The following is a 13,018-nucleotide window of genomic DNA, read 5'->3' as shown; positions in this document are numbered from 1 at the left end:
TGCGGCGGATGCCGCTCAGCGCTTCAGCTGCAGGAAATTCCTCAGCATGGCATGGCCGTGCTCGGACAGGATGGACTCCGGATGGAACTGCACCCCCTCCAGCGGCGTGGCCGTGCCGGCGAGCTCGCGGTGGCGAAGGCCCATGATCTCGCCGTCCTCGCTGCGGGCGGTGACGACGAACTCCTTGGGGAACGTCGCCTCTTCAACCACCAGCGAGTGGTAGCGCACCACGGTGAAGTCCTTGGGCAGCTCGCTGAAGACGCCCTGCTGGTCCGTCGTGATCACGCTGGTCTTGCCATGCATCTGGGTCTTGGCGCGCACAATGTTGGCGCCGAAGGCCGCCCCCATGCTCTGGTGGCCCAGGCAGACACCCAGCAGGGGCAGCCTCCCCGCGAAGTGCCGGATGGCCTCCACGCAGATGCCCGCCTCGGCGGGCGAGCAGGGCCCGGGCGAGAAGACCAGGTGGTCGGGCTTGAGGGCCGCAATCTCGTTGACGGTGATCTCGTCATTGCGCACCACCTTCACCTCGGTCCCGAGCTCGCCGAAATACTGCACCAGGTTGAAGGTGAAGCTGTCGTAGTTGTCAATCATCAGCAGCATGAGCGCGCCTCCTGTCCAGCGGCGCGCACGGCCGCGGCTTCGACCCAGGCCTTCACCAGGGTCGGCAGTTTGCCTTGCAGCGCCTGGCGTTCCAGCTGGAACAGCGCTGCCACGAAAAAGGGATGGTCCTTCAGCTCAACTGCCCGCACCTGCTCGTCCGGGCCCAGGGCCGCAGCCTTCAGGGGGCCGGCGGTGAGGGCCGCCACGAAGTCCGGGTTCAGCCCGAAACGGCAGCGGTAGCCCTCGCTGAAGGGCTGCCCCTCGTAGGCGGCATGCAGGCGCGTGCCCGGCAGGGGGGCCAGCCGCTCGTTCTGCTCCACCAGCTCGCAGGCCAGCTGATGGATCACCCGTCGCTCGCCGGGGCCCGCGGTCTCCTCGTGCTCGGCATCGACCCAACCCAGCACGTGGCGGGCGTACTCGATCGCGGCATGCTGGAAGCCGCCGCAGGTGCCGAGGAAGGGCTGGCCGGTCTCGCGCGCCTGGCGGATGGCGCGCAAGGCGCCGTCCATGCTGCGGTAGGGGCTGCCGGGCACGCACCACACGCCGTGGGCCGCTTGCAGCGCGCGGCCGTCACCCACTTCGTCAGTGGCGACCCAGCGCGCCTGCAGGGGCAGGTGCAGGGCCTGGCTGGCGAGGTCCAGCGCCAGGGGGATGGCCCGGTGAGCGGTAATGGCCTCGTCGCGGTCCCCCACCAGCACCAGCTCGATGGCGTGGGCGGGCCGCATCAGAAGCCTTCCTCGACCAACTCGGCCGCACGCAGCAGGGCACGCGCCTTGGCCTCGGTTTCCTTCCACTCCAGCTCAGGCACGGAGTCCGCCACCACGCCGGCCGCGGCCTGCACGTAGAGCATCTGGTCCTGCACGATGCCTGTGCGTATGGCGATGGCGAGGTCCATGTCGCCCGCGTAGCTGAGGTAGCCGCAAGCGCCGCCGTAGATGCCGCGCTGGACGGGCTCCAGCTCGTCGATGATCTCCATGGCCCTCACCTTGGGCGCACCGGTGAGGGTGCCGGCCGGGAAGGTCGCGCGGAACACGTCCATATTGCTGACGCCGGGTTGCAGCTGCCCCTCGACGTTGCTGACGATGTGCATCACATGCGAGTAGCGCTCGATGACGAAGGCATCGGTCACCTTGACGCTGCCGATGCTGGCGATCCGGCCGATGTCATTGCGGGCCAGGTCGATCAGCATCAGGTGCTCGGCGCGCTCCTTGGGATCGGCCTTGAGTTCGGCCTCCAGGGCCAGGTCTTGCTCGCGCGTGGCCCCGCGCGGACGGGTGCCGGCCAGCGGGCGGATCGTGACCTTCTGGCCCTCCGCCGTGCGCTCCTGGCGCACCAGGATCTCGGGCGAGGCGCCGACGATCTGGAAGTCCCCCATGTCATAGAAGTACATGTAGGGGCTGGGATTGAGCGAGCGCAGCGCGCGGTAGAGGCTCAGCGGCGATTCGGTATAGCGCTTGGACAGGCGCTGGCCCACCTGGACCTGCATCATGTCCCCGGCGGCGATGTACTCCTTGGCCCGCAGCACCGCGTCCAAGTAGTCGGCTTTGGCGAACTCGCGCTGCACCGGATGCGACTGCCCGCGCTTCACCTGCGGCGCCGAGACGCTGTAGCTGAGCTTGTCGCGCAACTCGGCCAGGCGCTTCTTGGCCTTGAAATAGGACTCGGGCTGGGCCGGGTCGGCATAGACGATCAGGTAGAGGCGACCCGAGAGGTTGTCGATGACGGCCAGCTCCTCACACTGCAGCAGCATGACGTCGGGGGTGTCGAGTCCGCCGGGCCTCTCGGTCTTCGCGAGGCGGGGCTCGATGTAGCGCACGGCGTCATAGCCGAAGTAGCCGGCCAGGCCACCGCAGAAGCGCGGCATGCCCGGGCGCAGGGCCACCTTGAAGCGCTGCTGGTAGGCCTCGATGAAGGCCAGGGGGTTGCCCTCATGGGTCTCGAGCACCTCGCCATCGCGGCGCACCTCGGTGCGCTGGCCATGGCTGCACAGCACGGTGCGCGCCGGCAGGCCGATGAAGGAGTAGCGCCCGAAGCGCTCGCCCCCCACCACGGACTCCAGCAGGAAGCTGTAGCGGCCCTGTCCGGCACCGGCGCAAAGCTTCAGGTAGAGGGACAGGGGGGTTTCAAGATCCGCAAAGGCCTCGCTGATCAGAGGGATGCGGTTGTAGCCTTCTGCGGCCAAGCTCTGGAATTCGAGTTCGGTGATCACGGTCTCTTCTCGCGATGGCAAGGGCGCCGGCCCAGGGGCGGCGGTGCCCGATCGTACAGATCAGCGTGGCTGACATGCCGCGGCGCTGCCAGGAGCAGCACCGGCGCACGGATTCGCAACAGCTTTCGCGGGAACTACGAGGAAATGACGCGGAAGTGTGGACCCCGGGGACCGGGGCCGGCAAGCAGGCCAGGCGCTTCAGTGGGTGAAGGCGGACGGGCATCGCCAGGGCCAGGCTCCCCGGTCGTTCGACCCCTTGATCTGCTTGCGCGTGATGAACATAGTGCGGCGAAGTGTAGCAGTGCTACACGAAAACTGAGACCTGCCCCTAGCTCAAGCCTTCGTCGTTCAGACATACTCCTTTTTACAAGTTCTGCAGCCGTCATGCAGACATCCTTGGAGCGAGACATGCGTCGTTTGATTCTTGCAGCGCTGGTGGCGCTGGCATTGCCCCTGGGCGCCCAGGCCCAGGCCGTGGAGTTGGCGGGGGTGAAATACGAGCCTCAGGCCGAGTTGGGCGGGCAGAAGCTGGTCCTCAATGGCGCGGGCATCCGCTACAAGGCCATCTTCAAGGTCTACACCGCCGGGCTCTACCTCAAGGACAAGGCCGGCACGCCCGATGGCGTGTTCACCATGAGCGGCCCCAAGCGCCTGTCCATCCACATGCTGCGCGAGATCGATGCCAACGAGCTGGGCAAGCTCTTCACCAAGGGCATGCAGGACAACGCCAGCCCCGAGGACTTCTCCAAGTCCATCCCGGGCGTGATGCGCATCGCCGAGGTCTTCGCGGCCAAGAAGAAGATGAGCTCGGGCGAGGGCTTTGCCGTGGACTTCGTCCCAGGCACCGGCACGGTGATCTCGGTCAATGGCAAGGTGCAGGGCGAGCCCATCAGGGAGCCGGAGTTCTTCACCACGTTGATGCGCATCTGGCTGGGCAAGAACCCGGCCGACAGCCAGCTGAAGGACGCCCTGCTGGGCATCCAGCCGCAGGGCCGCAGCCGCTGAGCGGCGCGGGCCTGGGAAGGCCTTGGATCAGGGCGCCAGAAGGCGCCCGATCAGATCGAGCCGGTCCAGGTGCGCCAGGGCCGGCACCGCATCGACGGGTTCGCCGTGGTTGTAGCCATGGCGCAGCAGCACGACCGGGCAGCCGGCCGCATGCGCGGCCTGCGCGTCGTTGCTGGAGTCCCCGATCATCCAGGCGTCCCGAGGCGCAACGCCCAGGGCTTCGCAGGTCTTGAGCAGGGGCAGCGGATCGGGCTTCTTGCGCTCGAAATCGTCCCCGCCGAAGACCCGGTCGAAGTAGCCCGACAGGCCCTTGGCCGCCAGCAGGTCACGGGCGAAGCGCGCCGGCTTGTTGGTCAGGCAGGCCATGGGCAGACCCTGCGCCTTGAGCAGGTCTAGACCCTCCACCGTACCCGGGAACAGGTCCGAGGCCTGCCCGTTGAGCTGCAGGTAGTGTGCTTGGTAGCGCGCCCAGGCGGTCTCGTAGAGACCGGCATCTCCTCCCACCTCGCGCAGGGCCGCGCGGATCAGCTGCTCGCTGCCGCGGCCCACGGCCTGCAGCACCCAGTCGCGTGAGACCGCGGGCAGGCCGAGGTCCGCCAGGGTCCGGGTCAGCACAGCGACGAAATCGCCAACGGTATCCACCAGGGTGCCGTCGAGGTCGATGAGAAAGGCCTGCGGAGGCAAGGAAGGCGTGAAACGCGCGTTCAAGGCAGGGTCCTGCGCTCAAGGAATGGAAGGTCTTCCATTTCAACACAGGCCAGCACCACCGGACCGGCCGAGCGCAATGATGCGCTTTTCGCCCGTCCGAAACGCATATCGCCGCGGGGCATGGGCTAACCAGGTTATGCCAAGGGCGATAAACGAACAGCGCCCACCGCAACCTGTAAAGCCTTACATACAACACAAGACTTTGACGCGCCTCAACAGTATTGATATTAGTATCGCGCCCACCATACAGCGGTCATCCCGTTTGGGGGCTTCAAGACCAGCCAGTGTCACGCCACCCATGCGTGCCAGCCAGTGTCCTGCCCATGCGCCCAACATGCCGTCTGCCTGGATTCGCGGAAAGCCAATGCCCTCTGGGAATTGCCGCACGTGCATCGATGGCCACGACCAAGAGGCACCGCTGCGTGAGCAGCCTCTGAATCGACGCCGACCCGTGTTCATCGCCGATTGGCGCGTCAGTCGATAGATCGATTGATGAATCGAAAGGCGATTGGACCGTTCATCTTGAACGTTATCACTCGACGCCGATTCAGCAACAGATCGGCTTTCACAACTGATTTGCTAGGAGAAATGCAAATGACTGATCGTGGCTACTCGTCCACCTCAGCACTTCTGGACCAAGCGCCCGAATACACATTCGGGATGACTTCGTTCGTGGAAGCGCCGACCGCTGACCCAACTCAACAGGTCAGCGCCTACCATGAACTTTTCGAAGCCCCCACGGCGGATCCAACGGTGAGTGCATCCAGCTTCCAGTCGGTCGATGAGGCCCCCACGGCCGATCCGACCCTGGTCGCCCATTCCTACCTGGAAGTGGTGGAGGCCCCGACGGCCGACCCCACCCAGGCCGCAGCGGCCGAAGAAGCACCGACGGCCAATCCCACGCTGGTCGCCGCCGCCTATGTGGAGCTGGTCGAGGCGCCCACCTCGGATCCGACCCAGAACCAGTCCGCCTCCCAGGAGCCTGAAGAGGCCCGCACGGCCAATCCCACCCTGACGGCCGCTGCTGCCGGCCTCATCAACGAGGCGCCGACCGCGAATCCGACGCAAACCCCGAACGCCGGCCCCTTCCACGATCTGGCCAGCTTCGAGAACGCATCCCTGGATCGCATGGCCTCGCTGTTTGGCCGCGTCTACGGCGACTTTCCGATGGTTCGCGCCTGATTGATCTGAGCATCCCTTGAGTTCACCGGGTGTAACCCTCCGGGCCCCAAAGCCTTCGGGGTTGCATCCGGTCTTTGACCTTGCAGGCTATTGCGCGCATGACTTCCGAGGATGCGCCAACCCTGCTCCTGGCCCTTGTTCGTTGGAGCGTCCGGCATGACCGTGGCAATCGACATCCCTTCCGGCTCCGCCCTTGCGTCGCAAGCGCGATGGGCACGCTGGCACGCTGACCTTTCCGAAATGGCGTCGGAGCCCCATCCCGGCGACGCGCGACTCGCAGCGGCCAAGCTGGCGCACGTTCACCTTGCCCTGCTGGCCTTGGTCCCCGCGATCCGCAAACACGAGGAGCTCGGTCCCCTGAAGCGCATGTCGGCCTGGATCCGCGATCAGTTGACCGAGGTCAGCGTGGACAGCCTGCATTACCTTGCCAGCGGCAAGGGAGATGCCGTGGAACAGCGGGTCTATCAGCGCATGGCCGAAGGCCAGTCGCGAGCGGCGGCGGCCGTGACACAAGCGCTGCATGATCGCGGCCTGGTGCCAATGGTTGTCAAGGGCGCGGAACTCCGTCATCGCGTCATGGGCGGGCGGGCGATCTCCAGCAGCTCCGATGTGGATGTCCTGGTCGCGCCTGGAGACATTGAACGCGCCCGAAGCACCCTGCAGGAGATCGGCTTTTCGCACTCGGCCTATGATCCCAGTACAGGCCGCCTGGTGCCGATTGCCATGGAAAAGGTGCTGGCCCATGAGGCCACCCACCGCGAGCTGTACCCGCTTTGCCGGCTGAGTCCTCTCGCCCTGAGCAGCGATGAAATCCAGTACGCCAGCGCCCGTCGGATGATGCCCTTGTTTGTCTATCAAGGGCAGGCCTTGCTGATGGAGATCATTGACCTCCACAAGAGTCTGTTCATACGCATGGAGGTGGATTCGCTGTTCCAACGTGCGGTGCCCAGTCACTACGCAGGCGCCGTGACGCTCTCCCTCACGGACCACGTCTGGACCACCGCCTTGCGCTTCTACCTCGAAAGCAGCACCATCCATCAAGATCCCAAGCATCGGGACCTTGCCTATCTGGTTGCCTTGCTGAACGAGCCCGGTATCGACTGGAACCTGCTCGTGCAGACAGTGGCCTCGGCCGATTTGCGACCGGCGCTTTTCTATGCCTTGCGCTTGCTGACGCAGCTGGGCGTGGCCGAGGTCCCGAACTGGGTGATGGATGCCCTGCATGTACGCAGAGGGTCTTCGTGCATCGATTTCGGATGCCGCGTCACCCGCGCCCTGGGTCTGGTCGAAGGCCTGCCCCAAGATCTACGGCCCTATTCGCCGCAAGCACTCCTCGCGTGACGCCCATGTCTCAAGAGCCACATCGCCAAGGCACTTCCACAGAGCAGCAGCATGCTGGACCCGGGGCACACGCGTCGCCAGTCTCGCGCAGCACGCAGTACGGCCCGAAGTTGCAGCGCCTGCTCGACATCCAAGCCGTGGATGCGCTGCGGCCCCTGGTGCCCCCCCTGCTTCCCATTGCCGCCCTGGCTGGCTTCAGCGCGCCTGCAAGCCGCTCGCATGCCGAATGCTGCGAGCAGTACGCCGAGTTGCTGCACCGCCAGAATCCCGAGCTCCTGGCCCAGGTCCAGCAGGTCTGCGGCTCGGCGCCGTGGATCGTGCGCAGCGCCGGCGACGAGGACAGTGAGCTCAACAGCAACGCAGGCGCCTACGAAAGCCGCCCCTGTGCCGATGCCCAGGCACTGTTTCTGACTGTCGCAGCGGTGGCCACCAGCGCCTGGCGCCCTCAGACGCAGCAGCAACAGGCCCTGTCAAGCGCATCGCCGCCACCACGAGCGATCGACTGCTTCATCCAGCCCCTGCTTACCGTCGAAACGTCCACACCGGGTAGCTCGCAGGTGCCCTATCTGTCGAAGCCCACCTTGGAGCGCATGGAGGCCGTGGCCACGCAGCTGATCGCGCAGTTCGGCATGCAGGCCATCGATTGCGAATGGGGACTGGAAACGGATGCCGGTTTTGTGTCGGCGACCACCATGCTCCCGGCCGACCACAGCCGCATGCACACGGCCCATACCTTCGGATTCGGCTTTGCCAGCGCCCAGACCTCGGGCCAAGGCGCCACCTCCCTAGCCCTGCGCCCCGCCGGGACGCCGCTGCGCCTGTGGCGCGGCAGGCATCTGCGTCAGGTGCAGGTCCGCCAGGTCCATCTGCTGCAGGCCCGCCCTACGCCCCTGGACGAAGCCTACCGTCAGCGTCAGGTGTTGACGAGCCAGGCGCGTGCTCGATTGGCCGCGCAGTACGCGTCGCTCCCCGTCACCCTGCTGCTTCTGGGCCGGCGGGCCTTTGGCCGCTGCCTGACAGCGCCGGATCTGGCTACCGCATGGCGACGCTTCATCGCCATGGACCCCGCCGTACGCCTGGAAATTGACCTGGTGCTGGTTGACGAGGGCAACGCCGAGGAGCATGCCGGCATCATGTTCCGCCAGCAGCAGATGACCTGCGTGCGCGGCAACACGGGGCTCTGCGCACCGGGCTGGCAATGGGCTTGCCTGGACGAAGGGCGCAGTTATTTTGGCGACGGCTCGCTGCTTCAGTGCGTCGAAACGGAGGAACGCCACGAGTTGGTGCTGCCGGACGAATGCGGCCTGGTCTTCAGCCCGACCCAGGCGGCAAGCCCGGGCTCGTTCGCCGACCAGGATGCCGAAGCTCAGCTGCAACGCTTGGCCGACCTGCCCGTCGACGAACGCGTGGCCCGGGAACTTCGGCAAGTGAGTCTCTGGCCCAGCGCCGATCGCTGGCTGGAACAACGCCCGGGCTTCCTCAGGTCCCCTGCCTTGCGGGCCTGCCAGATCGAAGCCGAGCCAGGATCAGCCTGCGAGGCGCCATTGAGCGGCGACGGCGACCCATTCGGCCTTTGGAAGGACTACACCCGCGCACTCCGCCTGGATGCACAGGACCTGCAACGACTGGCGGCCTCCCTGGCCTGCGAGGCCGCCTCACTGCGGAGCCTCGCCCTCAGCGAGGACCTGCGACTGCGCATGGCCTTGCTGGGCGCACAACAGCAGGTGCCGCTGCTCGGCGCGCCTGAAATGGCGAAGCTCTTCCGTTTCGCGGCGACCCTGGTGCAAGAGGGCCAGCCGGACGCCGCCCGGCTGGCCCTCCTGCTCCCGCAGCAGCTGGCTGACGAGACCAAGCGACTGCCCCTTTATGAGCCCGCCGAGCTTGCCCAGTGCTTTGCAAGCTGCGTCCAGGCCCTGGCCGATGGCATGTCTCCCTTCGCGCTGGCCGCTGTACGCAGCTTCGGCCTGGCCGCGCCCACCACCGCGCGCTTGGCGCAGTCGCATGCGGCCCATCCCCAGGTCGTCGCTGCGCTGTCTGCGCTGCAGCAGCGCTTTGTCCAGTTCAGGGGTGCCGTCCTGGATCCTCTGGCGCCCGAGCTTGCCGAACTGCTGAACACCGATTTCCAGCGCGCGAGACAGCTGCTGCTGGAAGCCGGCCTTGGCGGCGTCAGCGAGCAGCTGCGCAGCACGCTGATCGAGGCTTATGACGCCACACTGAAGTCCCTGCTAACCCAGGCCGTGATAGACGGCGATACCGGCAGCTACTGCCGCTACCTGCGCATGATGCTGTGCTGGCTGGCATCCATCGCGCAGCAGCATCTGACGCCACAGGAGGAGCAGGTGCTCGCCCTGTTCCGCCATTGGATCAAGGAGTGGCAGCAGGGGCCGATGCCGGATTCCTTCGAGATCGATGACAGGAACTGGCGCGTTGAGTTCGACGCCCTGGCCGCAGAGGGCGCCGAGCCGGAGCGCTACGAGAATGCCCATGTCATTCATAACCTTCTGCACCAGTGGTCGCTGGCGACCCTGCATATTGAGAGTGGGCTGCTGCCGGCTCGGGTGCAGGCCCTGGAGCTGCTGTGCTCCACCTTCAGCAGCCGTGCCACCAAGGTGCTCCGTTTCGAGCAGGGTCTGCTTGAAGTCCAGATCCCCATGGGCACGCACAAGGCCAGCTTCGTCTTCGGGCCAGAACGAATGGCGGTGGAGTGGTCTGAACCCCCCAACTGCCCCACGGAGGAGATCGCCCGCATCGTGGCCTTCGAGCAGCTCCTGGGCCTGCTGCGTGACACCCAGATTCCCAGTCTGAGCTTCCGACGGGAACGCACGCTGGGCACCTGGACCTTGCTCATCCACGCCAACTTGCAGCCGGGCGGAAGCTGGCGCTTCGAAGACCTGCATCAGTTCATCGCCGCCAACCGCCTTCTGTTTGACGCGGCCTACGACTTCTCCTATGTGCCTGTCGAAGCCGCCGATGGCCTGATGGCCAGCCTGCAAAGACCCGGCTGGGGCGGACTGATGCAGCAGCTCGTCGCGCATCGCTCGCAACTGGAGGATGCCGCCCAGTATGTCGCCTTGCACACGCTGCCGCTGTCGTCGACGGTCAGCGCACTGGCTCAGAGCGCCGTGGTGCGCAGCCTGATGCTGCGAGGGCAACGCGCCGGATTCCGAGCCTGCGTGACCTTGCTGGATCGCTACGCCGCCTGGCTGAACCTCGTGGAGTCGCCCGAGCGCTGGCGCCATCGCCACGAATACCTGCGCCAGCTGTGTGTGCTCATGGGCAGCCACTGGCCTGTCGAGGCACTTGAAACCCTGCGCAGCGCGCCGGCTCTGCATGTGGGCCACGAACTGCTGGCCAGTGTGGTGCTGCAGCGCCGCGACTGCCGGCAGGCTCTGCTGCCCTTGCTGGGCGCGAGTCCGTCGCTGCAGACACCTCTGGCGCAGTGCAGCGTGAAGTACGCGCCTGAGTTGCTCGTCCAGGCATGGGGAGCGCATGCCACGGCGGAGCTGCTGAAGGGCCAAGGCGCCCGCTATCGGCGAGCCAGGCAACTGCTCGTCGCACGCCATGCCGGAGAGCTGCCCATCGCCCTTGTGCGGCAACTGCTGACTGACATGGACACCGTGCCCTGGGGCGAGCAAGCGGCGGCTGAGCACCGCATTGCGGAGTGTTTGGCCAAGACCGGCCCCCGCTATCGCTTCGCTCTTTCCAGTGGCGTGGACTGGACAGCCCTGGACCATTGGGCCGACGGGCCCGCCAATGAGCCGGCCCGGCACGAGGAGGTGCAGGCCGTCTGATGCACCTGGGCCGAATGCCGGCCAGGCAACACTAGGCATCCAGTGGGACGTGCTCAGACAGCTGCCCTGGCGCAGCATCGTGCACAGGCTGGATGGATTCACCGTTCAGAGTGGGGAGGATCGCCCATGCGACATCTGCAACTTGAGTTTGAATCTGCGCACTATCCCGTCTGGCTTGGCTCTGACTGCATTGCCGAGCTGTCGTCTCGCCTGCTGTCATATCCCGCCTCCAGCTACCACCTGGTCACCGACGTCACGGTCAGCGCGCTGCATGCCAGCAAGCTGCATGCTCACATGGCGGCGCAGGCGCACACGCGCATGTGGGTCATGAGTGAAGGCGAGTCCGTCAAATCCCTGAGCACCCTCGATCGACTCGCTCAGGACATGGTGCGCGCCGGCATCGATCGCTCCAGCGTGATCGTGGCCGTAGGAGGCGGGGTGGTAGGCAATATGGCCGGCCTGCTGGCGGCCCTGCTTTTTCGCGGCATTCGCCTGATCCATGTGCCGACCACGCTGATCGCTGCTGGGGATTCGGTCGCCTCCCTCAAGCAAGCGGTCAATCTCCCCATGGGGAAGAATCTCATCGGCTGCTTCCACACGCCCACGGCCGTCCTCATGGACATCGCCTGGCTGCAGACGCTGCCGGCTGCGCATGTGCGCTCCGGCATGTGTGAGATCATCAAGAATGCCCTGACAGTCGCCTCCGGCAACATCCCTCTGCTGGAGCAGCTGCTCAACCCTGAAGCCCGCTATTCCAACGCGGATCTGCTGGACGTTGTCGAGGCGGGCCTCCAGGCGAAGCAGCGCATCATGCGGAACGACCAGCGCGAGCGCCAGCAGGCCGTGGTCTTTGAGTACGGTCACACCGTGGGCCATGCCATCGAGTTGGCCGCGCAGGGTCGCCTGCCGCACGGTGAAGCCGTCGGGCTGGGCATGGTCGTAGCGGCCGAGGTCGCCTGTCGGCTGGGCCTGCTCAGCCAGGAGAAGGTGGCCTTGCATCGACGCCTGCTGGCTCGCAACGGCATTGCCCTTCAACTGCCGCAGGGCGTCACTCTGGCCCAGGTTCGTGCCCTGCTGCTGACCGACAACAAGCGCGGCTACATGGCGGCAGGCGAGAACCAACTGGCCATGATCCTGCTCCAGGACATCGGCCAGCCAGCGGGCCCTGCTGAACGGCCCTTGACCCTGGTGGACATCGACTTGGTCGAGCGCTGCATCACCGACTGCCTGGCCCCAGCGGGCCAGGCCCTGCAAAGAGAGGGGGACCTGTGTCTTCAGTAGTCATTCCCGTGTGGTCGCCGCGCCCGCGCGCCATCCGCCGCTATCGAAACATCGTGATCAAGGCGCCTTGCAATCTGCGCTGCACCTATTGCGAGGTCAAGAAGGCCCGCGTCGACGTGCCAAAGACCATTCATTCGGTGGGACAGATCCTGGATCGCTTCGACCCCAAGACCACGCTGTTCCGCGTCGAGGCCGATGGTGAGATCGCGCTGTATCCGCCCATCCTGGACTACCTGGCTCAGCGGGTGGCCAGCGACGGCTACCGCATCGAGGTCCTGACCAATGGGACGCGGCTTCCGGAATGCCTCCGAGAGGGCCTGCTTTGGGTCATCTCCCTGGACGGTCACACCCAAGCCATGAACAGCAAGCGTGGACTCAAGCAGGCACAGATCGACATCATCATGGACTACGCCGTGCGCCTGTCTGCCGACCTGCAGTGCGTCTTTCATGACCAGTCCCTGGAGGAGATGAACGCCTTCATCGATGAGCTCAGCCGCCGCGGCTTTGCAGGCCGCCTGCATCTGCTGCCGTTGCTGGCCCTCGGCGGCAAGCCCATTCAGGTGGCCCTGGACTACGAGTCGCTGCACAAGGCGCCCTTCCTTGAAAAGAAGGCCTACTTCGATCGCTGGGAGCACATCCGCAAGCAAGGCAACCGCGGCGACTTTGTCTGCGACCAGCTCGTCAATGGCTACAACTACTACGTCGCCGACGATCGCATCGAGATGGTGAAGTGCGACTGCTACGCACCGCCGCCCGCCTTCACCATCCAGGGGCTTGGCGACGAGGTCGAGTTCGAGGAATTTCCCTGCGGAACCTGCCTGTCGCACCAAGAGTTCAACAACCGCCGGCCCGCCATGGGCCTGTGAAGGCCTGCCCCTTGCTTACGCCCACCCGATCGACC

10 protein-coding genes are annotated in these 13,018 nt (G+C 65.8%); 6 read left to right on the top strand and 4 right to left on the bottom strand.

Going from position 1 to position 13,018, the window contains the following annotated elements; translation table 11 throughout:
- Positions 1–15: 15 nt before the first annotated feature.
- The 3 genes from H5407_RS08085 to trpE are packed head-to-tail and all read right to left on the bottom strand — an operon-like array spanning position 16 to position 2,809.
- The gene (locus H5407_RS08085) at positions 16–600 is read right to left on the bottom strand and encodes an aminodeoxychorismate/anthranilate synthase component II (RefSeq protein ID WP_183103949.1); all 585 of its coding nucleotides are present in this window, start codon (positions 598–600) and stop codon (positions 16–18) included.
- On the bottom strand, positions 591–1,325 hold the full coding sequence (locus tag H5407_RS08080) for a glutamine amidotransferase-related protein (RefSeq protein WP_183103948.1): 735 nt from the start codon (positions 1,323–1,325) through the stop codon (positions 591–593). The genes H5407_RS08085 and H5407_RS08080 overlap by 10 nt, the downstream gene beginning before the upstream one ends.
- On the bottom strand, positions 1,325–2,809 hold the full coding sequence (gene trpE / locus H5407_RS08075; protein ID WP_183103947.1) for an anthranilate synthase component I: 1,485 nt from the start codon (positions 2,807–2,809) through the stop codon (positions 1,325–1,327). The genes H5407_RS08080 and trpE overlap by 1 nt, the downstream gene beginning before the upstream one ends.
- A 408-nt stretch (positions 2,810–3,217) precedes the next feature.
- On the opposite strand from trpE, the gene H5407_RS08070 reads away from it, so the two are divergent.
- Positions 3,218–3,814 carry a chalcone isomerase family protein gene (locus tag H5407_RS08070; RefSeq protein ID WP_183103946.1) on the top strand — a complete coding sequence of 199 codons (597 nt, stop codon included), beginning with the start codon at positions 3,218–3,220 and terminating at the stop codon, positions 3,812–3,814.
- Between the two features lie 27 nt (positions 3,815–3,841).
- On the opposite strand, the gene gph is transcribed toward H5407_RS08070, so the two are convergent.
- Positions 3,842–4,522 carry a phosphoglycolate phosphatase gene (gene gph / locus H5407_RS08065; protein WP_183103945.1) on the bottom strand — a complete coding sequence of 227 codons (681 nt, stop codon included), beginning with the start codon at positions 4,520–4,522 and terminating at the stop codon, positions 3,842–3,844.
- A 753-nt stretch (positions 4,523–5,275) separates the two neighbouring features.
- On the opposite strand from gph, the gene H5407_RS08060 reads away from it, so the two are divergent.
- The 5 genes from H5407_RS08060 (at position 5,276) to H5407_RS08040 (ending at position 12,983) form a co-directional block, all read left to right on the top strand.
- Positions 5,276–5,704 carry a hypothetical protein gene (locus tag H5407_RS08060; protein WP_183103944.1) on the top strand — a complete coding sequence of 143 codons (429 nt, stop codon included), beginning with the start codon at positions 5,276–5,278 and terminating at the stop codon, positions 5,702–5,704.
- A 156-nt stretch (positions 5,705–5,860) separates the two neighbouring features.
- A complete protein-coding gene (locus H5407_RS08055) occupies positions 5,861–7,045 on the top strand; it encodes a nucleotidyltransferase family protein (protein WP_183103943.1) in 1,185 nt (394 codons plus the stop codon).
- Between the two features lie 110 nt (positions 7,046–7,155).
- Complete coding sequence (locus H5407_RS08050) at positions 7,156–10,836, top strand: hypothetical protein (protein WP_183103942.1); 3,681 nt, start codon at positions 7,156–7,158, stop codon at positions 10,834–10,836.
- A 126-nt stretch (positions 10,837–10,962) separates the two neighbouring features.
- Positions 10,963–12,117 (top strand): iron-containing alcohol dehydrogenase, encoded by a 1,155-nt coding sequence (locus H5407_RS08045; protein WP_183103941.1) that lies wholly within the window; start codon positions 10,963–10,965, stop codon positions 12,115–12,117.
- Positions 12,105–12,983, top strand: a complete 879-nt coding sequence (locus H5407_RS08040; RefSeq protein ID WP_183103940.1) for a radical SAM protein — start codon at positions 12,105–12,107, stop codon at positions 12,981–12,983. The genes H5407_RS08045 and H5407_RS08040 overlap by 13 nt, the downstream gene beginning before the upstream one ends.
- Positions 12,984–13,018: the final 35 nt, after the last annotated feature.

The organism is Mitsuaria sp. WAJ17, assembly GCF_014174515.1.
Taxonomy (GTDB): domain Bacteria; phylum Pseudomonadota; class Gammaproteobacteria; order Burkholderiales; family Burkholderiaceae_C; genus Roseateles_B.
This window is presented reverse-complemented; position numbering and strand designations above follow the sequence as displayed.